This window comes from Nocardia implantans (assembly GCF_035544775.1).
In the GTDB taxonomy this organism is placed as follows: Bacteria; Actinomycetota; Actinomycetes; order Mycobacteriales; family Mycobacteriaceae; genus Nocardia; species Nocardia implantans.
In genome coordinates this window covers 1-26,391 of the sequence record NZ_JAYKYQ010000022.1, presented here as the reverse complement: position 1 = coordinate 26,391, position 26,391 = coordinate 1, and the positions used below count along the sequence as shown (strand labels likewise).

22 protein-coding genes are annotated in these 26,391 nt (G+C 69.3%); 14 read left to right on the top strand and 8 right to left on the bottom strand.

Annotated features, from left to right (window positions below; translation table 11 throughout):
• Nucleotides 1-336: 336 nt before the first annotated feature.
• The 3 genes from U3653_RS32460 (at nucleotide 337) to U3653_RS32450 (ending at nucleotide 2,299) form a co-directional block, all read left to right on the top strand.
• Complete coding sequence (locus U3653_RS32460; protein ID WP_195078343.1) at nucleotides 337-546, top strand: hypothetical protein; 210 nt, start codon at nucleotides 337-339, stop codon at nucleotides 544-546.
• A 69-nt stretch (nucleotides 547-615) separates the two neighbouring features.
• Nucleotides 616-1,155: a hypothetical protein gene (locus tag U3653_RS32455; protein WP_195078342.1), complete on the top strand. Its 540-nt coding sequence runs from the start codon at nucleotides 616-618 to the stop codon at nucleotides 1,153-1,155.
• A 61-nt stretch (nucleotides 1,156-1,216) separates the two neighbouring features.
• The gene (locus U3653_RS32450; RefSeq protein WP_195078341.1) at nucleotides 1,217-2,299 is read left to right on the top strand and encodes a hypothetical protein; all 1,083 of its coding nucleotides are present in this window, start codon (nucleotides 1,217-1,219) and stop codon (nucleotides 2,297-2,299) included.
• A 16-nt stretch (nucleotides 2,300-2,315) separates the two neighbouring features.
• Here the strand turns inward: U3653_RS32450 and U3653_RS32445 are convergent, their stop codons facing one another.
• Nucleotides 2,316-2,990 (bottom strand): TetR/AcrR family transcriptional regulator, encoded by a 675-nt coding sequence (locus tag U3653_RS32445; protein WP_323124145.1) that lies wholly within the window; start codon nucleotides 2,988-2,990, stop codon nucleotides 2,316-2,318.
• A 217-nt stretch (nucleotides 2,991-3,207) separates the two neighbouring features.
• On the opposite strand from U3653_RS32445, the gene U3653_RS32440 reads away from it, so the two are divergent.
• Genes U3653_RS32440 through U3653_RS32425 form a run of 4 tightly spaced genes read left to right on the top strand, consistent with a single transcriptional unit; the run spans nucleotide 3,208 to nucleotide 8,223 of the window.
• Nucleotides 3,208-4,743: an amino acid permease gene (locus U3653_RS32440; RefSeq protein ID WP_195078339.1), complete on the top strand. Its 1,536-nt coding sequence runs from the start codon at nucleotides 3,208-3,210 to the stop codon at nucleotides 4,741-4,743.
• Between the two features lie 47 nt (nucleotides 4,744-4,790).
• The gene (locus U3653_RS32435; RefSeq protein ID WP_195078338.1) at nucleotides 4,791-5,567 is read left to right on the top strand and encodes a DUF1989 domain-containing protein; all 777 of its coding nucleotides are present in this window, start codon (nucleotides 4,791-4,793) and stop codon (nucleotides 5,565-5,567) included.
• Nucleotides 5,564-6,178, top strand: coding sequence for an urea amidolyase associated protein UAAP2 (locus U3653_RS32430; protein ID WP_195078337.1), 615 nt, complete (start codon nucleotides 5,564-5,566; stop codon nucleotides 6,176-6,178). Before U3653_RS32435 ends, U3653_RS32430 begins: the two co-directional genes overlap by 4 nt.
• Nucleotides 6,175-8,223 carry a 5-oxoprolinase/urea amidolyase family protein gene (locus U3653_RS32425; RefSeq protein WP_195078336.1) on the top strand — a complete coding sequence of 683 codons (2,049 nt, stop codon included), beginning with the start codon at nucleotides 6,175-6,177 and terminating at the stop codon, nucleotides 8,221-8,223. Before U3653_RS32430 ends, U3653_RS32425 begins: the two co-directional genes overlap by 4 nt.
• Before the next feature lie 224 nt (nucleotides 8,224-8,447).
• Here U3653_RS32425 and U3653_RS32420 read toward each other — a convergent pair whose 3' ends face one another.
• Complete coding sequence (locus tag U3653_RS32420; RefSeq protein WP_195078335.1) at nucleotides 8,448-9,599, bottom strand: epoxide hydrolase family protein; 1,152 nt, start codon at nucleotides 9,597-9,599, stop codon at nucleotides 8,448-8,450.
• Nucleotides 9,600-9,661: 62 nt separating this feature from the next.
• Between U3653_RS32420 and U3653_RS32415 the strand changes: the two genes are divergently transcribed.
• Nucleotides 9,662-10,612: a helix-turn-helix transcriptional regulator gene (locus U3653_RS32415; protein WP_195078334.1), complete on the top strand. Its 951-nt coding sequence runs from the start codon at nucleotides 9,662-9,664 to the stop codon at nucleotides 10,610-10,612.
• A 6-nt stretch (nucleotides 10,613-10,618) separates the two neighbouring features.
• Here the strand turns inward: U3653_RS32415 and U3653_RS32410 are convergent, their stop codons facing one another.
• Nucleotides 10,619-11,020: a RidA family protein gene (locus U3653_RS32410; RefSeq protein ID WP_195078333.1), complete on the bottom strand. Its 402-nt coding sequence runs from the start codon at nucleotides 11,018-11,020 to the stop codon at nucleotides 10,619-10,621.
• 30 nt (nucleotides 11,021-11,050) lie between these two features.
• Between U3653_RS32410 and U3653_RS32405 the strand changes: the two genes are divergently transcribed.
• From U3653_RS32405 to U3653_RS32395, 3 genes are all read left to right on the top strand, one after another.
• A complete protein-coding gene (locus U3653_RS32405; RefSeq protein ID WP_195078332.1) occupies nucleotides 11,051-11,614 on the top strand; it encodes a CGNR zinc finger domain-containing protein in 564 nt (187 codons plus the stop codon).
• An 89-nt stretch (nucleotides 11,615-11,703) separates the two neighbouring features.
• A complete protein-coding gene (locus U3653_RS32400; RefSeq protein ID WP_195078331.1) occupies nucleotides 11,704-12,480 on the top strand; it encodes an SDR family oxidoreductase in 777 nt (258 codons plus the stop codon).
• A 208-nt stretch (nucleotides 12,481-12,688) separates the two neighbouring features.
• Entirely contained in the window at nucleotides 12,689-13,348 is a 660-nt protein-coding gene (locus U3653_RS32395) for a GAP family protein (RefSeq protein ID WP_195078330.1), read from the top strand.
• A 15-nt stretch (nucleotides 13,349-13,363) separates the two neighbouring features.
• Here U3653_RS32395 and U3653_RS32390 read toward each other — a convergent pair whose 3' ends face one another.
• Entirely contained in the window at nucleotides 13,364-13,837 is a 474-nt protein-coding gene (locus tag U3653_RS32390; protein ID WP_195078329.1) for a MarR family winged helix-turn-helix transcriptional regulator, read from the bottom strand.
• Between the two features lie 107 nt (nucleotides 13,838-13,944).
• Between U3653_RS32390 and U3653_RS32385 the strand changes: the two genes are divergently transcribed.
• The gene (locus U3653_RS32385; protein ID WP_195078328.1) at nucleotides 13,945-15,099 is read left to right on the top strand and encodes a GDSL-type esterase/lipase family protein; all 1,155 of its coding nucleotides are present in this window, start codon (nucleotides 13,945-13,947) and stop codon (nucleotides 15,097-15,099) included.
• Here the strand turns inward: U3653_RS32385 and U3653_RS32380 are convergent.
• Complete coding sequence (locus U3653_RS32380) at nucleotides 15,096-15,707, bottom strand: TetR/AcrR family transcriptional regulator C-terminal domain-containing protein (RefSeq protein WP_195078327.1); 612 nt, start codon at nucleotides 15,705-15,707, stop codon at nucleotides 15,096-15,098. The two genes, U3653_RS32385 and U3653_RS32380, sit on opposite strands and share 4 nt — an antisense overlap.
• Before the next feature lie 71 nt (nucleotides 15,708-15,778).
• Here U3653_RS32380 and U3653_RS32375 point away from each other — a divergent pair, with 71 nt between their 5' ends.
• Nucleotides 15,779-16,336 (top strand): peroxiredoxin-like family protein, encoded by a 558-nt coding sequence (locus U3653_RS32375; protein ID WP_195078326.1) that lies wholly within the window; start codon nucleotides 15,779-15,781, stop codon nucleotides 16,334-16,336.
• Nucleotides 16,333-16,806, top strand: a complete 474-nt coding sequence (locus U3653_RS32370; protein WP_323124144.1) for a DUF1772 domain-containing protein — start codon at nucleotides 16,333-16,335, stop codon at nucleotides 16,804-16,806. Before U3653_RS32375 ends, U3653_RS32370 begins: the two co-directional genes overlap by 4 nt.
• 76 nt (nucleotides 16,807-16,882) lie before the next feature.
• Here U3653_RS32370 and U3653_RS32365 read toward each other — a convergent pair whose 3' ends face one another.
• The 3 genes from U3653_RS32365 to U3653_RS32355 form a co-directional block, all read right to left on the bottom strand.
• Nucleotides 16,883-17,476 (bottom strand): Uma2 family endonuclease, encoded by a 594-nt coding sequence (locus tag U3653_RS32365; protein WP_195078325.1) that lies wholly within the window; start codon nucleotides 17,474-17,476, stop codon nucleotides 16,883-16,885.
• 112 nt (nucleotides 17,477-17,588) lie between these two features.
• On the bottom strand, nucleotides 17,589-18,158 hold the full coding sequence (locus U3653_RS32360; protein WP_195078324.1) for a Uma2 family endonuclease: 570 nt from the start codon (nucleotides 18,156-18,158) through the stop codon (nucleotides 17,589-17,591).
• Between the two features lie 180 nt (nucleotides 18,159-18,338).
• Nucleotides 18,339-26,391 (bottom strand): non-ribosomal peptide synthetase (locus tag U3653_RS32355; RefSeq protein ID WP_435406613.1); only part of this gene is annotated, 8,053 nt, incomplete at its 5' end.

Sequence of the window (26,391 nt, the reverse complement as noted above, 5' to 3'; positions counted from 1 at the left end):
GCCCGCTCCGTTAGGGCGAGCCGTCAGGCAAGTCATGCAGCGCCGCAGGGATGCGATAGGGCCGATTGTCGCGCATCCTCGCTCGAACAGGTGGACCTATATTGTGCGGCCGGATCTTCCCGACGACACAAAGCTTTTCGCGGAGATGTTCCGGCTCGACGTGTCGATTGTCCGGGAGGGCGGCACGGTGGCACTGCCGTCGCCCACAGCCGAGTCCGGCGCTGTCCGGCATTGGATAGAGACACCGCGGGACAGATACCGCCCGTCCGGAATGGTTGTAGTCCAGGCCATCCGGGCATGTGCCGATCCAGGCAGGCGATGACGGGAGAAAACGCGATGACTTCTCCGCTGCCGAACGATCCGGATGTACATCTGTCGGTCTTCCTGCACGGCCTCCGGCTCGACTTCACGGCCTGCCTCACTGCCGCGTTGACGTTCATGGAAGACCACCGGAAACGCCACTACGTCGACGCGGTGCACATTCTTCCCGATAATGCCGAGGGCTGGCCTAGGTTACCGAACGAGAAGTTGTACTTGGAGCGATGAGGTTCTTGTCCGGCGACCGGTGTACGCGCGACACTGACCTGTTCGGACCATGACGAGAAGGAGCTGGGCGTGGGGAATGACGAGCAGTTGACCATGGATCTCGGCGTACCCGTCGAACAGACCGAATGGGGCAAGTGGGTCGACCCTGATCGCCGTAAGGCGCAGGCACAGAAGTTCATGGACCATGCCGGCATAAGCCGCATCCCTTCGGAACCGTGGCCGGAAGACTCGGCGGAGGTGAAGCGGCTGGACCCCATCGTCGCGGAGTTGTTCCCGGACATGGCTACCGCGATGGCTCCGGAGAATGCCGACATGGTGGACGCTTTCATCTGCTTCGTCGGTGAATGCTTCATCAGATTCGCGGGCGCACGATGGTTCGATTGCGAATGGTTCGGCCGAGATTATTCCTTCTACCCGCGCGTGAATCCCGCAGTGGAATGCGACACCTACGACGAAGACGAAATCGTGATGTGGCGACTGGTAGACAGCATGATCGGCTACAACCCCGAAGATCATGACGGCATGTTCTCCTACATTGCCGCTGCAGTGCGCGAATACGCCTCCTACCACGAAGAGAAGCGGCAAGAGGAATCCACCGACCGCACGTGAAGGCTTGATTCTCCACGCCTTCTCACCAGGACACCACGAACACCGGGGGGTGTGTCCAGCTATGCCGGACGGATACGACCGGGACCGCGACAAGGTCAGGAATCATGAGCGCGGCAGAATATTCGAAAACGGCACCGACCGTTTCTTTAGCGACCGCGAGAACGGATACGTTCAGCAGTCGCGGTTATACCGCGTCGAAGGCGTGGGTAAAACCCGATTCGACAAGATCAAAGACGATCGAGGAATAATCAGCTCCATCGAAGAGAAATCCGGCAGAATCGAGGGAGACAAGGACGAAACTCAGCTCAAGGTGATACGTGCCCTTCTCGCCAATCGTGAGGTGCATCAGCACACATTGCGATCCGTCGAAGGCGAATTCATCTCGAGTAAGGCCCAGGAACTCATCAGAGGATTGCTCCGGGATTTCGGGGATCGGTTCACGCACCAGGTCATCTCGCGCGCCGATGCACGCGAGATCTGGGCACGCGGTCTGGCGTTGGAGCGAGGCCAGCAGCTCGAATTGCCCGGTGTCGGCGAGAAGGCGCGGCAGCAGAAGGCGCAACAGCGCGAGCACCGGTCGAAATTGGCGGAGCTGGCGAACAAGGCACGCGAGCGAGCCGAGAAGTTCCGGAATATGCTCCGGTTCCGGGAAGGCGCCGCTCGTGGGCGGGTGGAAGCCCCGCAGCGAGCCGAACACGCCAGGCAAGTCCACGAGCAAGCCGAGCGAGCCAGGCAAGCACCTCGAGCGCCGGAGACCGAGCCCGCACGGGTTGCACCTGAGGCCGCCGAGCGGGTCGCGCGGGAATTCCCAGCGCCCGATCAGCACCAGGAGCGATCGGCCGCCGACACCGAGGAACGGGCGGCCAGAGAGGCGGCCGAGGCCTGTGCGGCAGAACGCGAGGCAGCGGAGAAGCAACGCGCGGCAGCGGAGCAGGAGCGCGAGGCAGCGGAGCAGGAGCGCGCGGAACATCTCGCGCGGCTGCAAGCGCAGGGAATGCCGCCGGAGGTGGTTAAGATTCTCGGGCTCGGTCAAGCGGAACCACCGTCGGCGGCGGTGCGGGAGCCGCCGGGTCATGCTCCGTCAGCTGTGCGGGGGTATTGGCACAGCCAGGATCGGAGCCGGGGAATCGAGCGCAACCGGTAGTCGCACGAGTTCCTGGTCATGGGGTGGGCGATGCCAGGCGGTCCAGCAGCACGGCCGCTTCGGCCCGGACCGGGTCGAGATCACCGGACCAGCCGAGCGTGCGCAGCACCGCCCCAGGGATCGCCCGCTCCGCGTACCTGGGCGCGGTCCCTTCGTCGGAGCGAATGCTGATTACCGTCTCCACCAGACGGAACGGCAGCGATTCGGTGCCCGGCACGTTCACCGCCCCTACCTCGGCCAGCACCTGGGCGGCCAAAGCCTCGTAGTGGCTGCGCAACTCGTCGCGGCGCAGGCGGAAGGCGGCGAAGCGCTCGGTGCGCAGCTCTGGAAGCAGGTACAGCGCACCGAGATTCCAGCGCGACGCGCACAGTTGCCGCACGTCGAACAGCGCCAGCGCGTACAGCCGGACCGGCGGCGGCTCGGATGCCGCCCGCAGCCGGTGCGCCAGTTCGATCGGCGCGGCGACGGTTTCGGCGAGCAGCGCGTCGAGGATGTCGTCCTTGGCCGCGAAGTGGTGGTACAGCGAGGCCTGGCGGATGCCGACGGCGTCGGCGATCGCACGGGTGGAGGTGTTGGCGTACCCGTTGGTGGTGAACAGTTCACCTGCGGCGTCGAGGATCTCGGCGCGCGGCGTCGATCCGCGCCTGCGTCGCTGTTCGAGACGCGGCCGTCCGGGCCCGAGGTTTGCCACGGGTTCATTCTGGCAGGTCGGCGCGGGGAAGCTCTGCCGCGGTGGTCGTGCGCACAGCTCCGTGACGGCGCGCGGTGCGTTTTCTGTCATTTGACAGAAATCCCCGCAACACAGAAGTTACCGAAGGTCTCGAAAGCGATACACGCAGGTCACCGAAAGCGCGATCGCGGCGGCAAAACTATCGCCTGATAGTTATTGGCACGCCGAAGGACCGCCCATGGCCACCACGCTCGCCCCGACCCCGCCGCCCGACCTGACCGGCGACAGCGCCGACCTCGCCCGGTTCGGCTACCAGCCCGTCCTGCACCGCAAGCTCGGCCGCTACGCCTCCTTCGCGGCCGGTTTCTCGTTCGTCTCCATCCTCACCACGATCTTCCAGTTCTTCGGCTTCGGTTATTCGTTCGGCGGAGCCGCCTTCTTCTGGACCTGGCCGATCGTGTTCGCCGGACAGTTCCTCGTGGCGCTCAACTTCGCCGAGTTGGCCGCGCGCTACCCGATCTCGGGCTGCATCTACCAGTGGTCGCGGCGGCTCGGCGGCGAACTCGTCGGCTGGTTCGCGGGCTGGATGATGATCATCGCGCAGATCGTCACGGCCGCAGCCGCGGCGATCGCCCTGCAAGTGGTGCTGCCGTCGATCTGGAGCGGCTTCCAGCTCGTCGGCACCGACACCGCGCTGACCTCGTCGTCCGGCGCGACCAACGCCGTGCTGCTGGGCAGCATCCTGCTGGTGGTCACCACGCTGATCAATGTCATCGGCATCGACCTGATGGCGCGGATCAACTCGATCGGCGTCACGGTCGAGATCGTCGGCGTGCTGGCGATCATCGCGCTGTTCTTCACCCACACCGAGCGCGGGCCCGGCGTGGTACTGGAGACCGACCAGGCCGCGCCGGGACCCTACTGGGCCGCGTTCCTGGTGTCGGGATTGATGGCGGCTTACGTCATGGTCGGATTCGACTCCGCCGGTGAGCTTTCCGAGGAGACCAAGAACCCGCGCCGGGTCGCGCCGCGCACCATTCTCACCGCGCTGTCGGTCTCGGCGCTGGGCGGTGGGCTGATGCTGCTGGGCGCGCTGATGGCCGCGCCGAGCCTGTCCGACGGCGCGCTGGCCTCCGACGGCCTGGCCTACGTCCTGACCGCGAAGCTGGACAGCCCGGCGGGCAAGGTGCTGCTGGGTTGCGTGGCGGTGGCGATCGCCGTGTGCACCCTGGCGATCCAGACCGCCGGCTCGCGGCTGATGTTCTCCATGGCGCGGGACGGGAAGCTTCCGTTCGCCCGCAGGCTCGCCGCGGTGCACCCGCGTTACGGCACGCCGGTGCTGCCCGCGATCGTGATCGGCGCGCTCGGCATCGGACTGCTGGTGCTGAACCTCGGCAACGCCGCGATCTTCGCGACGCTGGCCAGCGTCTGCATCGTCACGCTCTACCTGGCCTATCTGCTGGTGACCGTGCCGCTGCTGGTCCGCCGGTTCACCGGCCTGCCGGACGCGGGCACCGACGCGCGGCTGTTCGGCCTGGGCCGGTTCGGCATTCCGGTCAACGCGCTCGCCGTGGTCTGGGGCGTCGCGATGGTGGTGAACCTGGCCTGGCCGCGCGCCGAGGTATACACCCCGGCCGGCGGCGGCTGGTGGATGCTCTGGGCCGCACCGCTGTTCGTGCTGCTGGTGCTCGCCGTCGGTGTTCTGGTGCATCGCTTCGTGGTCGGCTGGTCGCGCGGCGTGGCCGCCGTCGAGCCCGCTCCGCAGCCGGCCTGAGCGGCCTCCGATGCGGCGGCGCGCCCGGCACCGCCGCACACCCACCCATGCAGCATCCGAAAGGAATCATCGTGACAAGCACTGCGGACACCTCCGGCGCGCGAGCGCACGCACGGGCGCAGGCCGCGGCGGCGGCGATCGCGACGCCCGTGCTCCCCGCCGGGATACCCGCCTCGAAGATCACCTTCGCGCAGCGGATTCCGGCGGACGGTTACGCGAACATCGCGCTCGGACGCGGCACCCGCGTGCGCCTGTCCGACCCGGACGGCGCGGCCTGCGCGCACCTGCTGCTGGTGCGCACCGACGCGCCGTGGGAGCGCCTCAACGTCGCCGACACGGTCAAGGTGCCGTGGCAGGCGTACCTGGGCAGCGGTCATCCGCTGCTGTCGGACCAGGGCCGCGTGCTGGCGACCGTGCTCGCCGATACCTCCGGCCACCACGACACACTCTGCGGACCGACCGCCCAGGCCCGTCACTCGCTGCGGCTCGCGGGCGCCAAACAGGGCTTGGAACCCCGGGACATCGGGCCGACGATCTCGTTCTTCCGTGGCGTGCGCGTCGCGCGGGACGGCGCGCTCGTCGCCACCGGCAGCGCCGCCCCCGGCTCTTCGGTGGATCTGCTCGTGCACCTGCCGGTCACCGTACTGGTCGCCAACTCCGCGCACCCGCTGGACGACCGGCCCGCGACGGACCTCGACTTCGTCGCGTGGGCCGCGCCGGAAGACCTCGCCGTACCCGGCAGCGAAGACCCGGAATACCTCCGGGCGCTGGAGAACACCGAACAAGCCTGGACCGCCGCGCTGACCCTGGAGGCAACCGCATGACCACGACACGCACCGTCGTGCTCGACGAGACCGTTCCGGCCCGCTCGCCTTGGTCGGCGGTGGTCCGGGCGGGCGAGCACCTGGAGATCATCGATCTGCACGGCAATCAGGCGGTGGACTGCCTGCTGTACTCGGCGGCCGATCACGCCGACCGCTACAGCGCGCAGGCCACGATCACCGCGCAGCGCAACATCTTCCTCACCACCGGCAGCGTGCTGCTGACCGACGCGGGCACGGCCCTGATGACGGTGGTGGCCGACGAGGTCGGCAACCACGACACCGTCGCGGGCGCCTGCTCCCAGGAATCCAACACGCTGCGCTACGGCCACCACACCCGCCACCAGCACGCCTGCGTGGAGAACTTCCTCACCGAGGCCTTGCGCTGGGGCCTGGGCAAACGCGATCTGGTGTCGAACATCAACTGGTTCATGAACGTTCCGGTCGAGGCGGACGGCACGCTGGGCATCGTGGACGGACTGTCCGCGCCCGGCAAGCGGGTCACGCTGCGCGCCGAGATCGACACGCTGGTGCTGGTGTCGAACTGCCCACAGATCAACAACCCGTGCAACGGCTTCGACCCGACCCCGGTGCGCATGGTGGTGTCGCGATGACCGTCGTCGAGCTACCGGCGGCCAGGACGGAGCGGGCCACGCGACCCGGCCGGATCGAGGTCGTCCGTCCCGGCATGCTCACCACCGTGCAGGACTGGCCCGGCAGGGTCGGGTACTGGCACATCGGCGTCCCGCCGTCGGGTCCGATGGACGATTTGTCCTTCCGCCTCGGCAATCGCGCGCTCGGCAATGCCGAGGGCGCCGCCGGACTGGAATGCACCCTCGGCGGCCCCGCGCTGCGGTTCACCGCACCGGGGTGGGTCTGTGTCACCGGCGCTCCGGCGCAGGTGACCGTGGACGGCGTCGCCGTGCCGCAGTGGCGGACGGTGCCGGTGCCCGCGGGCGGCGTGCTGGACGTCGGCGCGGTGCGCGGACCGGGGATGCGCTGCTACGTGCTGATCGCGGGCGGTATCGCCGTCCCTGAATACCTGGGCAGCAGCGCCACATTCACGCTCGGGCGCTTCGGCGGCGGCACCGGCGGCGCGTTGCGCGCGGGGGAATCCCTGGCGTTGGGCGCGCACCACGGCCGGGTCGCCACCGCCGTGCCGATGGACGAGCAACCCGTGCTGACCCGGCGCTGGGAACTCGCGGTCACCGAAGGCCCGCACGGCGCGCCCGAGTTCTTCACCCGCGCCGACTTCGAGACCGTCGTCGGCACCGACTACGAAGTGCACTTCAACTCCGACCGCACCGGCGTCCGGCTGATCGGGCCGAAACCGGAGTGGGCACGCACCGACGGCGGCGAAGCGGGATTGCACCCGTCCAACATCCACGACACCCCGTATTCCGTCGGCGCGCTGGACTTCACCGGCGACACGCCCATCCTGCTCGGCCCGGACGGACCGAGCCTCGGCGGTTTCGTCTGCCCGGTCACGGTCGTGGCGGCCGACCGCTGGAAGCTCGGACAGCTCTCGCCCGGCGACAAGGTGCGGTTCGTGCCGGTCCGCGGCGACCGCGCGGCCTCGATCCGGGAGTTCGGGCCCGCGCGCCGGGCCGGGTGGCCGACGGTGCTCTCGGCGGGCGGCGACGGCGACGACGGGGTGCTGCGGCGTTGCGACGTCGATGACGAGACCGCCGTGACGTATCGGCGCGCAGGCGACGACGGCGTGCTCATCGAATACGGCGCCATGACCTTGGATCTCGGCCTGCGCGCCCGCGTGCACGCGCTGCATCAGCACCTGCTCGCCGCCGGGGTGCGCGGCGTGACCGAGTTGACCCCCGGCATCCGCTCGTTGCAGATCCGGGTCGATCCGCACGTGCTGTCCGTGGCCGCGCTGCTCGATCTGCTCGCCGAGACGGAGGCGCGGTTGCCCGCCTCCGACCAGCTGACCGTGCCGAGCCGGGTCGTCCATCTGCCGCTGTCCTGGGACGATCCGTCCACGCGCGAGGCGATCACCCGCTACATGCACGGCGTGCGCGCCGGCGCGCCATGGTGCCCGTGGAACATCGAGTTCATCCGGCGCATGAACGGCCTGGATTCCGTCGCGGACGTCTACGACACCGTGTTCGGGGCGGAGTATCTGGTGCTCGGCCTCGGCGACGTCTACCTCGGCGCGCCGGTCGCCACCCCCACCGATCCGCGGCACCGGCTGGTCACGACGAAATACAACCCCGCCCGCACCTGGACGCCGGAGAACGCGGTCGGGATCGGCGGCGCCTACCTGTGCGTCTACGGCATGGAAGGGCCTGGCGGCTATCAGTTCGTCGGGCGCACCACGCAGGTGTGGAACCACCGAGCCGGTGCGGCCCCGGTTCCCCCTGGCGCGGACCGGGCTGCCTCGGGAGCGGAAACACCCTGGCTGTTGCGGTATTTCGACCGGATCCGCTGGTATCCCGTCGAAGCGGAGGAACTGCTCGACCTGCGTGCCGACTTCGCCGCGGGCAACGCGCGGGTGCGTGCCGAGGACGGCGAATTCCGCTTGGCGGAGTATCGGGCGTTCCTCGCCGAGAACGCCGAATCCATAGAGGCGTTCCGCGCGAAGCAGACGGAAGCGTTCACCGCCGAACGCAATTCCTGGCGTTCGGTTGGGGAACTCGCGGGATGAGGTGTGCGCATAGGTCACGACGGCAACCGACCTCTGCGCAGGAGCGCACCGGACGAACTGTCCACACAGGCCACGACGGCAACCGACCTCTGCGCACGAGTACACCAGACGAACTAACCACACAGGCCACGACGGCAACCGACCTCTGCGCACGGGCGCACAGGGTGAGATCCACATAGCTCACGACCGCGTGCGAGATCGGCGCGCGCGCAGACCGTAAGAGCTCAGCGTAGGTCGCGGAAGAACTCGCGGATGTCGGCGGTGAGCAGCGCGGGTTCCTCCATGGCGGCGAAGTGGCCGCCGCGATCGACGTCGTTCCAGCGCGTGATGGTGTGCTCTTCCTCGGCGTAGCGGCGGATGCCGACGTCGTGGGCGAAGACCAGGGCGGCGGTCGGCACGCCGGAGTTGCGCTTCGGCTCGCCCCACGGCGCGTCCTGGGCGTAGCCGACATAAGCCGACGAGCCCGCGGTGCCGGTGAGCCAGTAGATCATCACGTTGGTCAGCAGCCGGTCCCGGCCGAGGATCTTGTCCGGCTCGACGGTGCGGGGATGGGTCCACTCCCGGAACTTGTCCATGATCCAGGCCAGTTGTCCCACCGGCGAGTCGGTCAGTCCGTAGGCCAGCGCCTGCGGACGGGTGGATTGCACGGCGATGTAGCCGTATTCCTCCCGCATGAACGCCTGCATCCGCCGCACGCGATCGCGCTCCAACTCGGTCAGGCTCGCCAGTTCCGCCTCCGCGCGCGGCAACGGCGGCAGACCGGGCGCGCCGTTGACGTGGACGCCGACGACCTGGTCCGGCGCCGTCCGGCCGACCTCCGGGCTCACCGCCCCGCCGATGTCGCCGCCCTGCACCCCATATCGCTCATAACCGAGCCTGCGCATGAGTTCGGCCCATGCCTTCGCGATCCGTTCGATGGTCCAGCCCGCCTCGGCGACCGGGCCGGAGAAGCCGAAACCCGGCAGCGACGGGATGACCAGGTGGAAGGCGTCGGCCGGGTCGCCACCGTGTGCCCTCGGGTCGCTCAAAGGCCCGATGACGTCGAGGAATTCGGCCACCGATCCGGGCCAACCGTGGGTGAGCAGCAGCGGCAGCGCACCGCTCTCGGGTGAGCGCACGTGCAGGAAGTGGATGTTCTGCCCGTCGATCTCGGTGGTGTACTGCGGATAGGCGTTCAGCTGCGCTTCGGCCGCGCGCCAGTCGTATCCGGTGCGCCAGTGGTCGACCAGTTCGCGCAGCCACGCGGTCGGCACGCCGGTGTCCCAGCCGTCGCCGGGCAGCGGGGCGGGCCAGCGGGTGGCGTCCAGACGAGAACGCAGATCGTCGAGTTGCCGCTGCGGGATGTCGATACGGAACGGTGTGATGTCGTTGGTCATGTCCTCGACGGTATGACCCGGTTAGGACAGTTTCGGCCCTAGCTTTCCGGCACACTTTTCCCATGCTGGAAACCTCGGCGCGGCTGCTGCGCCTGCTGTCGCTGCTTCAGACTCCGCGTGACTGGACCGGCGCCGCGCTCGCCGAACGGCTCGGCGTGGATGTGCGCACCGTCCGCCGGGATATCGACAAGCTGCGCGCGCTGGGTTATCCGGTGGACGCGACGCCCGGCGTTGCGGGTTACCGGCTCGGCGCGGGCGCACAACTGCCGCCGCTGCTGTTGGACGACGACGAGGCGGTGGCGGTGGCACTCGGCCTGCGCACCGCGGCGGGCGGCACCATCGCGGGAATCGAGGACAGTTCGCTGCGCGCGCTGCGCAAGCTCGAGCAGGTGCTGCCCGCGCGACTGCGCCACCGGGTCGGCATGCTCCAGGCGGCCACGGTCACCGTGCCAGCGGGCGGCCCGACCGTCGACCCGGACGTCCTCACCGCCGTCGCGGCCGCCATCCGCGACCACCACCGCCTGCGCTTCGACTACCGCGCGCACGACGGCGTCATATCGCTGCGCGTCACCGAACCGCATCGGCTCGCGCACACGGGCAGGCGGTGGTATCTGATCGGCTGGGACGTCGACCGCGCGGACTGGCGGACCTACCGCGTCGACCGCTTGCGGCCCCGCATACCGACCGGCCCCCGCTTCACCCCGCGCGAAGCGCCCGACGCGGACCTGCCCGGGTATCTCTCCCATGGCGTCACGACCGCGCCGTACCGCTACGCGGCCCGCATCACCCTCGGTGTCGCCGCGGAGATTGCCGCCGAGCGCATCGCCCCGACCGTCGGGGTGATCGAGGCGGTGGACGCCGAGAGCTGTGTGCTGCGCACCGGTTCCGATTCGCTGGACGAACTCGCCGTCTACGTCGCGGGCTTCGGTTTTCCCTTCCGGGTGCACGAACCGCCAGAACTTCGCACGCACCTGCGCGAACTCGCCGCGCGCCTCGGCGCGGCCCTCGACTGACCTCGCTCAGACCGGTACGGCGGCGACGGCTTCGATCTCGCATACAGCGCCGGGCACGGCGAAGCCCGCCACCTGCGCGACCGTGATGGCGGGCGGGTTCGGGCGGCCGCCCCACACTTCGCCGAACGCCGCGAATCCGTCTCCCAAAGGCTCGCCCTCACGGATCAGGATCGTCCACTTCACCACGTGCTCGAGGGAAGCGCCCGCGGCGGCGAGGCAGGTCTGCAAGTTGGCGAGCGCTTGACGCGCCTGCTCGGCGACGCCGGGACCGACCACACGCCCGGAGGAGTCGACCCCGTTCTGCCCGCCGACGTAGATCGTGTCCGCCGTGGCCGACACCCGCACTACCTGGGTGAAAGCCGGGTTGCTGTGCATGGAGGCGGGATTGATGTGCGTGGTGATCGTCATGCCAGCACTGTAACCAGTTAAACTGGTGTCATGCAATCCCGCGCCAGCCTGCCACCCGATCTGCGCCGCCGCTTCCGCACCGGGCGCGCCGCCCTCGACCTCGCGCACACCGGAGGCGAGGGCGAGCTCGCGGTGTGGGAGATCGTGCACACCGTCGAGGACCTGCGCCGCTTCCTGGCGGTCATCCTCGAACTCGACGAGCTGAACGCCGACGAAGCGGATCTGCCGACGATGCGCGCCCTGCGGGCTGCGATCACCAGCGCCGCGTACGGCCTCGCCGCCGGAGAACCGCTGCGGCCGGACGACATCGCGGCGATCAACGCCGTCGCCGCGCAGCCTCCGCTGATCCCGCAGCTGCGCGGCGACGCCACCGCGGGATACGCGCGCCCGACGGCGGCGGCCGCCTTGTCCACGCTGGCCAGGGACGCCATCGACCTGTTCGCCGGTCCGCTGTCCGCCCGCATCCGCGTCTGCGCCGCCGACGACTGCGGCCTGCTGTTCGTCGACGCCTCGCGTCCCGGCCGCCGCCGCTGGTGCTCGATGGACCGCTGCGGCAACCTCAGCAAGGTTCGCCGCTACCGCGAGCGGGAGTGACCCCGGGTGTCACACTCCCCGCTCGTGCGTCGTCGTCTCGGTGAAGCGATGGGAGCGCCCCATCGGCACCGACGAGATCGGAGACAGTCATGACCGCGAAGATCCTGGTCACCGGCGGCACGGGCACCCTGGGTCGTGCGGTGCTCCCGCTGCTGCGCGACGCGGGCGCCGACGTGCGCGTGCTGAGCCGCACCGAACGTCCGGCGAAGGATGGCCTCGAGTTCGTCACGGGAGACCTGTTGGGCGGCACCGGCATCGACGCCGCGGTGGCGGGCGTCGGCACCATCCTGCATCTGGCGGGCGACGCGAAGGGCGACGACGTGGCGACCGCGAATCTGCTGCGTGCCGCCACGGCCGCGGGCGTCGGGCACATCGTGTACATCTCGGTCACCGCCGCCGAACTGCTTCCGATGACCTACTTCCGCGCGAAGTTCGCCGCCGAGCAGGCTGTCGCCGAGTCGGGCATTCCCTTCACCACGCTGCGCGCCGCGCAATTCCACGATTTCGTGCCCGAGCTGGTGGACTCGATGCTGAAATCGCCGGTGCTCCCGGTGCTCGGCGGAGTGCGGCTGCAACCGGTGCACGTGCGCGAGGTGGCGGCGCGGCTGGCGGAGCTGACGGCAGGCGCGCCCGCCGGACGGGTCCCCGATCTGGTCGGGCCCGAGGTGATCGGCATGCGCGAGCTGGTGCGCGACTACGTGGCGCTGCTGGGCAAGCGGCGCGCGCTGCTGACCGTCCGGGTGCCCGGCAAGGCGGGCCGGGTCTACCGCGCGGGCGGGAACCTGGTGACCGACGGGGCTGATGTCGGCAAGCTGACCTGGGCCGACTATCTGGCGGAGCGCCGGGGCGCGGTCTCGGCCGGATGACCCGGCGTCCGGCTCAGACGACGATCACTGCCTCCGAGACGGGCTCGCCCGCGACCTGACCCGATCACGGCCTGCCGCCCGCAGCGCATCACCCCGCGCGGGTGAAACCCGCTGGTCGAGGGGAACGGAGGGTCACGATGCGACAACGACACGGGGCCCCACCGGATACACCGGCGCTGAGCTGGGCTTCTGCTCTACTCTCCGGGGGATGGGCGCTGCGCTCGGTGATCTGCTTCCCTTGGCGGTGGGGGTGGCGATCTCCCCGATCCCGATCTTGGCCGCGATTCTGATGATCCTGGCGGCGCACGCCGGCGCGGCCGCCCGTGGGTTCGCACTCGGCTGGGTGGCCGGGATCGCGGCGGCCACCGCGATCGTGGTGTTGCCGGCCGGTCCGTTGGGCGGGGCCGGTGACCGGCAGCCCTCGGCGGCGGGGTCGTGGGTGCGGATCGTGCTGGGGGTGCTGTTGCTCGGATTGGCCATCGCACAGTGGCGTTCCCGGGCCGATACCGCGGTGCCGGGCTGGATGCGCGCCATCGACCAGCTCACCATCGTGAAGGCCACCGTGCTGGGAGCGGCGCTTTCCGCGGTGAATCCCAAGAACCTGCTGCTGTGCCTGTCCGCGGGCGTGGTGATCGGTTCGGCCGGAATCAGCGTCGGCGAGCAGGCGGTCGCGGTCGTCGTGTTCACCGTGCTCGCCGCCTCCAGCGTGGTAGCGGTGGTCCTCGGTTACAGCCTCGCTGCCGATCGGCTCCGCGAACCCCTGGAGTGGACCCGAGGCTGGCTGCAAGCCAACAACCATGTGGTGATGGCCCTGGTGCTCGCGATCATGGGCGCGGTCGTAACCGGAAGAGGCATCAGCGGACTGTGAAGCAGGTGGACGAGCTCAATCCATCCGGAACGTGGCATCCGGGTTCGCGGTGTCCCGCACGATCCGCAGCGCCTCGGACAACGCGGCGAGCTGTTCGGGCGTGAGCAATCCGACGAACCAGCGGTCGACGGCGGCGAGGTAGTCCGGCAGCACCTGCGCCAGCCGCGCCGCGCCTGCCTCGGTGAGCACCGCGTACGCGCTGCGCCGATCCCCCGGGTCCAGTTCCCGCTCCACCAGGCCGGCGCGGGCCAGCCGATCGACGAGCCGGGTGACCCCGCTGGTGGACAGCGCGGTCTGCACCGCGAGCTCCGTCATGCGCAGCCGCCGCCCCGGCGAACGACTCAGCCGCATCAGGGCGTTCAGATCCAGTCCGGACAGCCCGTGCGCCTTCCACACCTGCTCCAGCTTGGCGAGCACACCGCCGTGCGCCTCGAACAGCAGACCCATCGTGGTCAGGCGCGGATCTTCGAACAGCTCCGTCACGTCCATATGGCAAACCTAGCGCAAAGTTTCGCTGCGGATAGTTGACATGAGGAATAAGTCACCGTAGAAATATGCGTGAGCAATATTCCTCGCGTCAAATACTGGAGGTTCCCATGTCGTCGACCGCCTGGATCGCCGGATTCCGCTCCGCGGTGATTCGCCCGGACGAGCAGATCAAGCTCGCGGAGCCGCGCGCGTTCACCGACCAGACCGTGCGCCAGGTGCTGCATCTGGCGGGCGGTGGCGCGCGAGTGCGGGTCGGGCTGACCAATCGCTACGGGAAGACACCGCTGACGATCGGCGCTGCCAGGGTCGCTCTCCGCAAAACAGGCAGCGAGATCGTCGCCGAGACCGATACCGCGTTGCGGTTCGACGGGGCCGAGCAGGTGATCATCCCGGTCGGCGGCGAAGTGTTCAGCGACCCGGTGGATCTGGCCGCGCCCGCGGGTGCGGATCTGACGCTGAGCCTCTACCTGCCCGGCCCGACGGGGCTCGCGACCTACTCCCACCAACCCGGCGAAATCGCTTACGTCGCCGCCGGAAACGTCGCGACCGCGACCGCTTTCGGCGACGCCGGCGAGGTCCCCGCGCGGTTCTACGTCACGGGCGTCGACGTGCTCGCGCCCGCGCGGACGCCGGTGGCCGTCGCGTTCGGCGATTCGTGGTTCGAAGGTTTCGGTACCACCGTGGGCGCCAACCACAGGTCGGTGGACTACCTCAACGCGCGACTGGACCGAGGCTGGGTGGTCAACCAGGGCATTTCGGGAAATCGCCTGCTCACCGACGAGATCGGCGAGCCGGGACTGGAGCGTTTCGAGCATGACGTGCTCGCCGTGCCCGGCGTGACGAGCGTGCTGATCAACTTCGGCATCAACGACCTCATCCTGGGCGGGATGGCGGGACAGCCGCCCGCGACCGCCGAGGAACTGATCGCGGGCTTCACCGCCATCGCGCGGCGCGCGCACGCGGCGGGGCTGCCCATCCACGCCGCGACCATCGGTCCCTACGGCGGCTGCGTCTACGAGGGCCTGCCGATTGCCGAGACGTTGCCGACCCGCCGCCGGGTGAACGAATGGCTGCGCGGCACCGACGTTTTCGATTCGGTGTTCGACGTCGCCCGCGCGGTCGAGGACCCGCAGCGGCCGGACTTCATCCGACCCGATCTCGACAGCGGCGACGGTATGCACCTCAACGACGCGGGCGCTCGCGCCATGGCCGAGACGGTTGACCTCACAGCCCTTTTCGGCCGGGATGCGGCCGAACGCTAAGGCTGCAGACCGCGCAGCACGATCTCGACTCCCCCGCGGAATTCGTCGTCGGCCGACATGCCCTTGGCCTGGCCCGCGGTCTGGGCCAGATGCGGGTATTTCTCCGGGGGCAGCTCGGCCAGCACCATCGTTCCCTGACCCGGCAGTGGCGCGTAGTGCTTGTTCTGCAGGTAGCCGATCAGGAAGGCGATCAGGGTGCGCTGGGCGATGACGCGGGCGGGCCCGGTGAAGCCGCCCTCGGTGAGCACGGCGAGCATGGATTCCATCACGCGCAACGACTCGACCGCCGACTGCCTGCGCCGCAACACGATAGGCACGGCGGCCGGATGGGCCGAGAACCCGTCCCGGATGTTCTCGAGCAGCACCGTCACGCGTTCTCGCCAGTCGCGGCCGTCCGGGAGCGTGGTGTCGATCGCGGCGAACACTTGGTCGGCCACCAGCACCTCGAGTTCGTCGCGATCGCGCACGTAGCGGTACAGGGCCATGGTGGCCATACCCAGCTCCTTGGCCACCGCGCGCATGGTCAGCGCCGAAGACCCCTCGCGGTCGAGCACGGCGAGGGCCGCCGCGGCGAGATCGGCGGTGGTCAGCGAGCGCGGGCGGGGCACGGATTGACAGCGTACGCGTTACGCGCATACTGGTCGTAGGCGTACAAAGTACACCTACGAAAGGAGCCCTGATGTCGCTGCCGACCGCTGTTCCGGACCGGACACTGGTCACCGTCTCCGGTGCACAAGTCCAGGTGCCGGACCCGGATCGCCTGATCCACCTGCAATTCCGTCGTTTCGCCGGATGCCCGGTGTGCAACCTGCACCTGCGTTCGATCGTCACGCGGCACGCGGAGATCGCCGCCGCGGGCGTCCGCGAAGTGATCGTCTTCCATTCCAGCGCGGCGGAACTGCGCAAGTACACCGCTGAACTGCCGCTGGAGTTCATTGCCGATCCGGACCGGAAGCTCTACCGCGAGTTCGGCGTCGAGACCTCGCCGCGCGCCCTGCTCGACCCACGCGGCTGGCCCGCCATCCTGCGCGGTGTCGCCCACGACGCCTACGCGACCCTGCGCCGCAAGCAAGCCGCCCCGCCCACCAAACCCGAGGGCGGCAGTCTCGGGCTGCCCGCCGATTTCCTGATCTCCCCCGACGGACGGGTGCTCGCGGCGAAGCACGGCGCGCACGTCAACGACCAGTGGTCGGTCGACGAACTGCTCGCGCTCGTCCCGGCGGAGCGGCACGCGTGAGAATCGCCGAGAGACCCTTGCCTGCGCGGGCATTCGCGGTGATCCCGGCCGGGCTGCTCGCGGGGGCATTCGGTTACGGGGCGGTCAATGTCCTGTACGCGTTCCGCAAAGTCCCCTTGGATGTGCGCTTCACCTTCCACACCGCGCTGATGAGCGTCAACGGCGTGGTCATGCAGTCACTGATGGGCCTGACCATCCTGAGCGCCCTGGTACTCGCCATCCGCTCCACCGGCCGCGCACGCCTGCTCGCAGGCACCGCGAGCGCCCTCGCCGTCGCGGCCTTCCTGATCACCCGCCTCGGCAACGTCCCAATCAACCAGAAGATCAAGGTCTGGGCAGTCACCGGCCCGCCCGCCGACTACGCCGAAATCCTCGGCCGATGGGAAACTTTCCACATCGCCCGAACCACCTGCGCCCTGGTGGCCTTCACACTCCTCGTAACCACCACCCTCCGCCCCACCAACCCCTGAACCATTCCGCGAGTGGCACATGGTGGAGGGGCTTCTCGCGCTTCGCCGCGATGATGTGCCACTCGCGGGCCGGGCGTCAGGGCTGTTCCAGGATGTCGAAGGGGATGGTCGCTTCGACCGGGTCGTCGAGGAGCAGGACGCGGCGGTGGACGGTGTGGGCGAGATAGCGGCGGCCGGACCAGTCCAGACGGTATTCCTCGATCTCCTCGATGCGTTCTTCCTTCTGATCCAGCCGGACGATCAGGTACCGAGGAATTCCGGCGGCAGCGTACTGGATTCGCTTGTCGGTGATATCGGCGTCGATGGTCGATACGGAAGTGACCTCGACTATCAGCAAGATATGGTCACGCACGGTGTTGACGTCGTAAGGCTCGCAGTCCCGGATCCAGATATCGGGATAGCGGATGTTCAACCGCCGATCCGCCGCCGCGGCTTCCGCGTCGGCGAATCGAGCGGCCACATCGGAGTCCACGACCATACACGGCCCGCCATCGCGTCGAGCTGCCTCGAGCATTCCGGCCAGCCGCCGCACCACACGGCTGTGCACGGGGCTTTGGGCCATCAGTCGCACTACGCGCCCGTCGACGATCTCGATGTCGCCGAGCCCGGCAGTCGCCCCATCGGCGAACTGCTCGGCCGTCACACGCGGGGCGTCGTCGGGACCGCTCATAGCGCACATCATTGCAGTTCGCGCCGGACCGGACCACGGGCTCGGCTGATGGCCCCCCGGCGGCGAGAGGAACCGCCCGTCACCACACTGCGGAGATTCCGCTACAGCGAGGTCAGGGCAGCAACGTCTCCGGGTCGAACGTGAAGTCGAAGGGACTGCGCAGAGTGACCGTGTTGCCCGCGGACACCCTGTGGGTCAGCTCATAGTTGCGGGCGGCACCGAGTTCGTACGTGAACAGAACGGGGAAGGACTCGCCCGGTAGCTGTCCTTGGAACGGTTCGGGCTCCAAGCGCCAATAGTTTCTGACGCCCGCCTCTGCATAAAGAATGGGTTTGACGAGCCTGTCGGACATCATCGTAGATCTCGATACCACCTCGACTGCGAGCTTTATCCGGTCGGCGGGAATCCCCTTGCCGTTCGGATCGATCGGGCCGACCGCGACCACCAGGTCCGGTATCGGCTCGTCGTCGCCGGACAGCAGCCCGACGCCGGTTAGCACGATATGGTTTGGCGGCGATACCGCATCCAGAGCCCGGACGAGCGATTTTATCAACCACTGATGCCTTGGCGTAGGCACGGCATTCACGACAAGCTGACCGTTCAGAACCTCGTAACGAAGACCGTTCTCGGGCATGTGATCGAGATCGGCGGCCGTCCACCTGTCGCCACGTGGAACCGGCATCGTGTCGAACCTCCCGACTTCGTCGAACGACGGCGACACGGCAGTCGCCGGTCGGGCGGACCGACCTGACCCACATCGACCAGGCTGATCAGGCCGAGTGTCGGCGGTCGATCATATCTGTCCACGTGAACCGACGAGCCCCTCCCGCGTGGGGTGGGGCTCGTCGGTTTCAACCGGGACCTACTCCGCGGTCACGATCGTGATCTCCTCGCCCGCCGCGTCGGTCGCTTCGCCCGGACCCGCGAACCAGTGGGTGACCTCGCCCTCGGTGAGGTCGGTTTCCAGGTCGCCGGTCGGCAGGACGGACAGGGCTCCGGCGGTGGCGGAGGTCAGGAACTCCATGATCGCGGGGCGGCCGGACAGTGCCGTGGTGTACGTGGTCGACTCGTAGTCGATCTCGTGCTCCTCGCGGACGCGTTCGGCCTCGTCCAGCGCCTCGGACTGGGTGATCGCGACGACCCCGTTCGCCGTGGTGACGACGAACGCGGGATGTTCCTCGCCGAGCGGGCGGACCCGGTCGGCGTAGGACACCGGGTGCGCGGCCGCCGCGTCGATGTCGGCCCGCACCTGGGCGTCGTCGAGCGCCAGCCAGCGAATGTCGCTGTCGGCCACCGGCGACCCGATGCCGAACGCGGCGCAGGCCGCGGTCAGCGCCTCGGCGGTGAGGTCGCCCGCGAACAGGCATGCCGCACCGGCCTTCTGCACCGCCCAGGCCGCGACCACCGCGTCCACCGAACGCGGCAGCGTCACCGCCACCACGTCGCCCGGTCCGGCGCCGCGGTCGATGAGCACCCGGGCCAGCTGCGAGGAACGCCGGTCCAGCGCGTGGAAGGCGACCTCGTCCTCGCCGGCCAGCAGCGCGGGCGCTTCCGGGTCCTCTTCGACGACCTCGCCGAGCACCTTGGCCACCGTGCGCGCGCCGACCCGGCCCACCGGCTCCGGCGTGGCAGCCGCCGCCGTGACGCCGGATTCGGCCAGCAGGCGGGCGCGTTCGCCTTCGTCGAGGATGTCGATGTCCCCGACCAAGGCGTCCGGATCGCCGAGCAGCGCGTCGAGCACCCGGACCAGCCGCTCGGCGAGCGTCTCGACCTCTTCGGCGGTGAACCGGCTGCCCAGGTACTTCAGGGTCAGCTCGATGGTGGCCTCGGACATCACCAGCAGCGTCATCGGGTAGTGCGTGGCGTCGTTGACGCCGACACCGGTCACCGACATGCCGTCGATCGAACTGGCGGCCGAGATCGCCTCCTTGTCCATCGGATACGACTCGAACACCAGCAGCGTGTCGAACAGCGACCCGGTGCCCGCCACCCGCTGGATGTCGGTGAGGCCCACGTAGTGGTGCTCGAGCAGGCCCGCCTGGTCACCCTGCAACCGCGCCAGCAGTTCGCCGATGCTCTGGCGGTCATCGATGCGCAGCCGCACCGGCAGCGTGTTGATGAACAGACCCACCATCGACTCGACGCCGGGCAGCTCGGCCGGGCGGCCGGACACCGTCGCGCCGAACACCACGTCGCCGCGGCCGGTGAGCCGTCCGAGCAGGATGCCCCACGCGGCCTGCACCAGCGTGTTCACCGTGACGCCGAGTTCGGCGGCGTGCTTGGTGATCCGGCGCGTGCGGTCGGCGTCGAGCTCGGTGACGACCTTGCCGATCTCGTAGGTCTCCGCTCCGCGCGGCTGCGGCGCGAGCTGGGTGGGTTCGTTGACCCCTTCCAGCGCCGCCGCCCAGGCGCGCAGCGACGCGTCCCGGTCCCGCCCGGCCAGCCAGCCGAGGAAGTTGCGGTAGGAGGCCACCCGCGGCAGCGCGGTCAGGTCGCCGCGCACCGCGTACAGCACCAGCAGGTCCCGCATGAGCAGCGGCATCGACCAGCCGTCCAGCAGGATGTGGTGGGTGGTGATGGCCAGGTGCCATTGCGCGGCATCGCTGCGGAACAGCGTGAACCGCATCAGCGGCGGGGTGGCCATGTCGAAGTGCGTCGCCTGATCGGCCGCGACCTGCCTGCGCAGCTCGGCGGTCCGCTCGTCGGCGGGCAGCTCGGTGAGATCCACCTCGCGCCACGGCGCCTCGACCCGGTCCAGCACCACCTGCACGGCCTGTCCGTCGGCGTCGGTGACGAACGCGGTGCGCAGGTTCGGGTACCGGTCGACGATGCCCTGGGCCGCCGCCCGCAGCCGCGCCACGTCCAGCGTGCCGCCCAGGTCCACCACGGCCTGCATGGTGTACACGTCCACGGTGGACTGGGTCATCATCGCGTGGAACAGCAGACCCGACTGCAGCGGCGACAGCGGCCACACTTCCGACAGCGCCGGGTAGGCCTGTTCCCACTGCTCGATGTCCTGCTGCCCCACCCGCACCAGCGGCATGTCCGACGGCGTGAAACCGCCCGCGTCCGGCCGCCGCGCGTGCGTGGCCAGCGCGGTGAGCGCGGCGACGAACAGGTCGGCGAACTCCTGGACCCGTTCCCGGGTCAGCAGACCGGTCGGGAAGGCGAACGACGCGCCCAGTCGCGGACCCTCGTCGGAGTCGGTGACGATCGCGTTGATGTCGATCGTCGCGTTGGCGGGCATGTCGAGGTCCATGTCGACATCCAGCTGACCGAGGTCGGCCACCGGCACCCAGCCGATCTCGGCGAGCTGTTCGGGGATCTCCCCGGCCGACATCCGGCCCAGGTAGTTGAAGCTGATCTGCCCGGACGAGCCGAGGGTCGGCGCGGTCTCCGGATTCAGCTGCCGCAGCAGGCCGTAGCCCAGGCCCTTGTCGGGCACCGCGAGCAACTGCTCCTTGATCGACTTCACGATCTCGCCCAGCGCGGCGCCACCGGCGAACGCGTCGGTGAGGTCGGCGCCGGCCAGATCGAGCCGGACCGGGTAGGCCGAGGTGAACCAGCCGACCGTGCGCGAGAGGTCCGCGCCCGGCACGACGTCCTCTTCCCGGCCGTGGCCTTCGAGCTTGATCAAGGCGGCATCCGGGCCGTCGCCGCGCCAGCGGGCGACCGTCATGGCCAGCGCCGTGAGCAGGCCGTCGTTCACACCGCCGCGGTAGAGGCCGGGGATCGCGGTGAGCACCGCGTCGGTGACCTCGGCGGGCACGGTGACCTCGACCCGCTCGACGGTGGCGAACGTGTCCACCGCCGGATCGAACGGACGCTCGCCCAGCAGCGGATCCGGCGTGGCCGTGACCTGCTGCCAGAACGGCAGTTCCGCGACCCGGTCCGGCGCGCTCGCCGCCTCGACCAGGCTGTGCGCCCAGCGCCGCATGGAGGTGCCGTTGGCGGGCAGCGCCACCGGCTGACCGGCGACCAGCTGCGACCAGGCCACCGCCAGATCCGGGATCAGGATGCGCCAGGACACGCCGTCGACCACGAAGTGGTGCGCGACGATCAGCAGCACGTCCCGCCGCTCGCCCTCGAAGGCGAACCAAACGAACTGCGCCATCGACGCTTCCGCCGGATCGAGCCTGCCCAGCGCACCGTCGAGCGCTTCGGTGGCAACCCGTGCCAGCTCCGCTTCGTCGGTGTCGGCGGCCAGGTCGACCCGCCGCACCAGGGCGTCGACGTCGACCGCGCCGTGCGGCAGCGCTTCGAACGTCCAGTCCGTGCCGGTGCGGCGCAAGCGGGACCGCAGCACGTCGTGGTGGTCGAACACCGCCGCGATGGTGGCGACCAGGGTCTCCCGGTCGATGCCTTCGGGCAGCCGCAGCGCCATGGTCTGCGAGAACCGCTGGTAGGTCGAACCGCTCGCGAGGATCTGCCGCATGATCGGGGTCAGCGGGATCTCGCCGACACCGCCGCCGGGCAGTTCCTCCAGCCGCGTCTGCTCCGTGCCCGCGCCCAGCGCGGCGACCTCGGCCAGCGCGGCCACACTGCGCCGCTCGAACACATCGCGCGGAGTGAACAGCACGCCACGCGCCTTGGCCCGCGAGACCAGCTGGATCGACAGGATGGAGTCGCCGCCGAGCGCGAAGAACGAGTCGTCCAGACCGATCTGGTCGACGCCGAGCACTTCGGCGAACACCTCGGCGATGACGGCCTCGACCTCGCTGGCCGGCGCACGGAACTCGCGCGGAGCCAGCTCGGGCTCGGGCAGCGCCTTGCGGTCCAGCTTGCCGACCGGGGTCAGCGGGATCTCGTCGATCACCACGATCGCCGTCGGCACCATGTGCGGCGGCAGGGTGCGCGAGGCGTACTCCGACAGCCTCGCCGTGTCGATCTCCCGGCCCGGCGCGGCCAGCACGTAGGACACCAGGATCGTCGCGCCCGCGTCGGTCTTGCGGCCGATGGTGATCGCGTACTCGACGTCGGAGTGGCCGGCCAGCACGGTGTCGATCTCGCCGAGCTCGATACGGAAGCCGCGGATCTTCACCTGGAAGTCCGAGCGGCCCACGTAGTCGAGCTGCCACGGCACCGAAGGCAATGCGGCGTTGCCCGCGCGCTCGCCCGGTTCGGCGAACCAGCGCACCACGTCACCGGTGCGGTACATCCGCGCGCCCTCGTCGCTCCACGGGTTGGCGACGAACCGTTCCGCGGTGAGGTCGGGGCGGTTGTGGTAGCCGCGCGCCAGCGCGCCACCGGCCAGGTACAGCTCGCCCGCGACGCCAGGCGGCACCGGGTTGAGCCGGTTGTCGAGCACGAGCGCGGACATGCCGCGCACCGGACGGCCGATGGTGATGTGCCTGCCCGGGCTGAGCTGGGCGTACGACGAGATGATCGTCGTCTCGGTCGGGCCGTAGGCGTTGAAGTACTTGCGGCCCGGCCACCACTTGGCCAGCAGTTCCGGCGTGGTGACGTCACCGCCGACCGAGGCCACTTCGAGCGCCTCCATGCCTTCCGGATCGACCGTGCCGAGCACCGCGGGGGTGATGATGGTGTGGCTGACCCGCTCGGTGCGCAGCAGCTCCGCCAGGTCCGGTCCGCCGATGATGGTCGATGGCACGACCACCAGCGTCGCGCCGGTGTAGGCGGCGCACAGCCATTCCAGCACCGACGGGTCGAAGCTCGGCGAGCAGATGTGCAGGAACCGGTGGTGCGATTCCAGCTGGTACAGATCCGCCGCGACGCCGACCAGGCCGCCCATGCCCGCGTGGGTCACGGTGACGCCCTTGGGCATACCGGTCGAGCCGGAGGTGTAGATGACGTACGCCGGGTGGCGCATCGCCAGCGCGGCGTTGCGGTCGGCATCGGTGATCTGCTCGCCGGACTCGCGCTCGATCAGCTCGCCGAGCGCCGGGTCGTCGATGCGCAGCCACTCCACGTCGCGCGGCAACCGGTCGACGTACTCGCTGGCGGTGATGCCGATGACCGCGCCGGAGTCGTTGACCATGTGCCGCATGCGGTCTTCGGGGTAGGTCGGGTCGACCGGCACGTGCGCGCCGCCCGCCTTCGCCACCGCCCAGAACGCGGCGACCATCTCGTAGGAGCGCGGGAACGACAGCGCCACGATGCGCTCCGGCCCGACACCGCGCGAGATGAGCACCCGCGCCAGGCGCGAGGAGTACTCGTCCAGTTCGCGGTAGGTGATCGACCGGCCCTGGTAACGCACCGCGATCTGGTCCGGGTCCAGCCGCGCGCCGTGCTGCAGCAGGTCCGGCAGCAGGCCGGTGGCCATGACGTCCTCGCCTGCCACGTGCGTGAGCAGGTGGTATTCGGCCGCGTCCAGCAACGGCAGGTCGCCGATCGGGGTCTCGCGGTCGGTGGCGATCGCGGTGAGCAGCCTGGTGAACCGCTCGGCGAACACCCGCACCGTCTCGTCGTCGAACAGGTCGCGCGCGAAGGAGAACTCCGCGTACATGCCCGCGTCGTCGGGGTTCTCCCCGGCTTCGCGGATGGTCAGCGACAGGTCGAACTTGGCGGTGTCCACGTCGAAGTCGACCGCGCCCACGTGCAGCCCCGGCAATTCGAAGCTGCTCTCGGGCAGGTTCTCGAACGACAGCGCCACCTGGAACAGCGGGTGCCGCGCGGTGGAGCGCTCCGGGTTGAGCAGTTCCACCAGCCGCTCGAACGGCAGGTCCGCGTGCGCGAACGCCTGCAGGTCGGCGTCCTTGGTGCGGGCCAGGAACTGGTCGAAGGTCAGGTCGCCCTCGACGTGCGAGCGCAGCACCAGGGTGTTGACGAACATGCCGATCACGTCGTCGAGTTCGGCCTCGCCGCGGCCCGCGATGGGGGTGCCGACGGCGATGTCGTCGGTGCCGGACATGCGCGCAAGGAACAGCGCCAGCGCGGCGTGCACAACCATGAACAGCGTCGCGTTCTGCTGTCTGGCGATCTCGGTGAGCTTGCCGTGCAGCTCGCCGGAGATCGGGAACACCACGCGCCCGCCCGCGAAGGACTGCGTCGTCGGACGCGGCCGGTCGGCGGGCAGGTTCAGCTCGTCGGGCAGCCCGGCCAGCGCGGTGCGCCAGTACTCGGCCTGCTGGGAGATCAGGCTCTCCGGGTCGTCCTCGGAGCCGAGCACGTCGCGCTGCCACAGGCTGAAGTCGGCGTACTGCACCGGCAGCGGCGCCCAGCCCGGTTCCACACCGGCCGAACGGGCCGCGTAGGCCAGCATCACGTCGCGGGTCAGCGGGCCCATCGACCAGCCGTCGGCGCTGATGTGGTGCGCGACGAACACGAGCACGTATTCGGTCGGGGCGACGCGGAACAGCTTGGCCCGCAACGGGACCTCGGTGGTCACGTCGAATCCGGCGGAGATCACCTCGATGATCCGGTGCCGGATGTCCTCGGCCGCGACCGCTTCCGGCCGCAGGTCGGGCATGGCCCGCTCGACGGGCACGATGACCTGGTGCGCGGCGCCGTCCTGTTCGGGGTAGACGGTGCGCAGGGTCTCGTGCCTGGCGATGACGTCGCCGACCGCTGCTTGCAGCGCTGCGACATCCAGCTCGCCCGTGAGCCGCACGGCCACCGGGATGTTGTTCACCGCCGATGCGGTGTCGAACTGGTTGAGGAACCACATGCGCTGCTGCGCCAGCGACAGCGGGATGTGCTCCGGACGCGGACCGGCGACCAGTTCGCGGCGGCCACCGGCGCCCGCGTGCTGCTCGACCTTCGCGGCCAGTCCGGCGACGGTGGAGGCTTCGAACAGCACACGCACCGGCACACGAGCATCCAGCGCAGCGCCGATACGCGCCGCGACCTGCGTCGCCAACAGCGAGTTACCACCGAGCGCGAAGAAATCGTCGTCCGCGCCGACACGCTCCACACCGAGCACCTCGGCGAACACGTTCGCCACGATCTCCTCGATCGGCGTCGACGGCGCACGGAACGCCTGAACCTCGAACTCGGGTTCCGGCAACGCCTTACGGTCGAGCTTGCCGTTGACATTCAACGGCAACGCATCCAGGACCACGAACGCCGCGGGCACCATGTACGACGGCAGGCCAGCGGTGAGTTCGGACTTCACCTGTGCCACATCGACACCGGCCTCGGCATCACTCGCCACCAGATAGGCCACCAAACGGTCGCCGGTCTTGGGATCGGACTTCGCGATCACCGCTGTCTGCGCGATCTGCGGCAGCGCCAGCAGCGCGGCTTCGATCTCACCGAGCTCGATACGGAAACCACGGATCTTCACCTGGAAATCCGTACGACCCCGGTACTCGAGTTCACCCGTGCTGGTCCACGCGACCAAGTCACCCGTGCGGTACATCCGCTCACCGGGTTGGAACGGATTGGCCACGAACCGATCCGCGGTCAGATCCGCACGACCGAAGTAGCCCCGCGCCAACTGCGCACCAGCGAGGTACAACTCGCCGGACACACCGTCCGGCACCGGCCGCAGCCGGGAGTCGAGGACGTACACCTGGCTGTTCCATTCCGGCGCGCCGATCGACACGGAGGTCTCGTCGGCGAGGGTGACCCGGTGGCTGGTGATCGACACCGCCGCCTCGGTCGGACCGTACAGGTTGAACAGCTCCGTGCGCGGGTGTTCCCGCAGGAACCGCTGGGCGACCGACCCCGGAAGGGCTTCACCGATCGCGAGCACCCGCCACAGCGAGTTCGGCAGACCGGCGGTCAGCAGCGCGTCCAGCATGGACGGCACCACATGCAGGGTGGTGACCCACTCGCGAGCCATCAACTCGTTGAGGTACGCCGGGTCCCGGTGACCGTCCGGGGAGGCGATCACCAAGCGACCGCCGCAGACAGCGGCCGACCAGAACTCCCACACCGACAAGTCGAACGTCGCCGCCGTCTTCAGCAGAATCGCATCCGCCGCATCCAAACCGAACTCGACACTCTTCCAC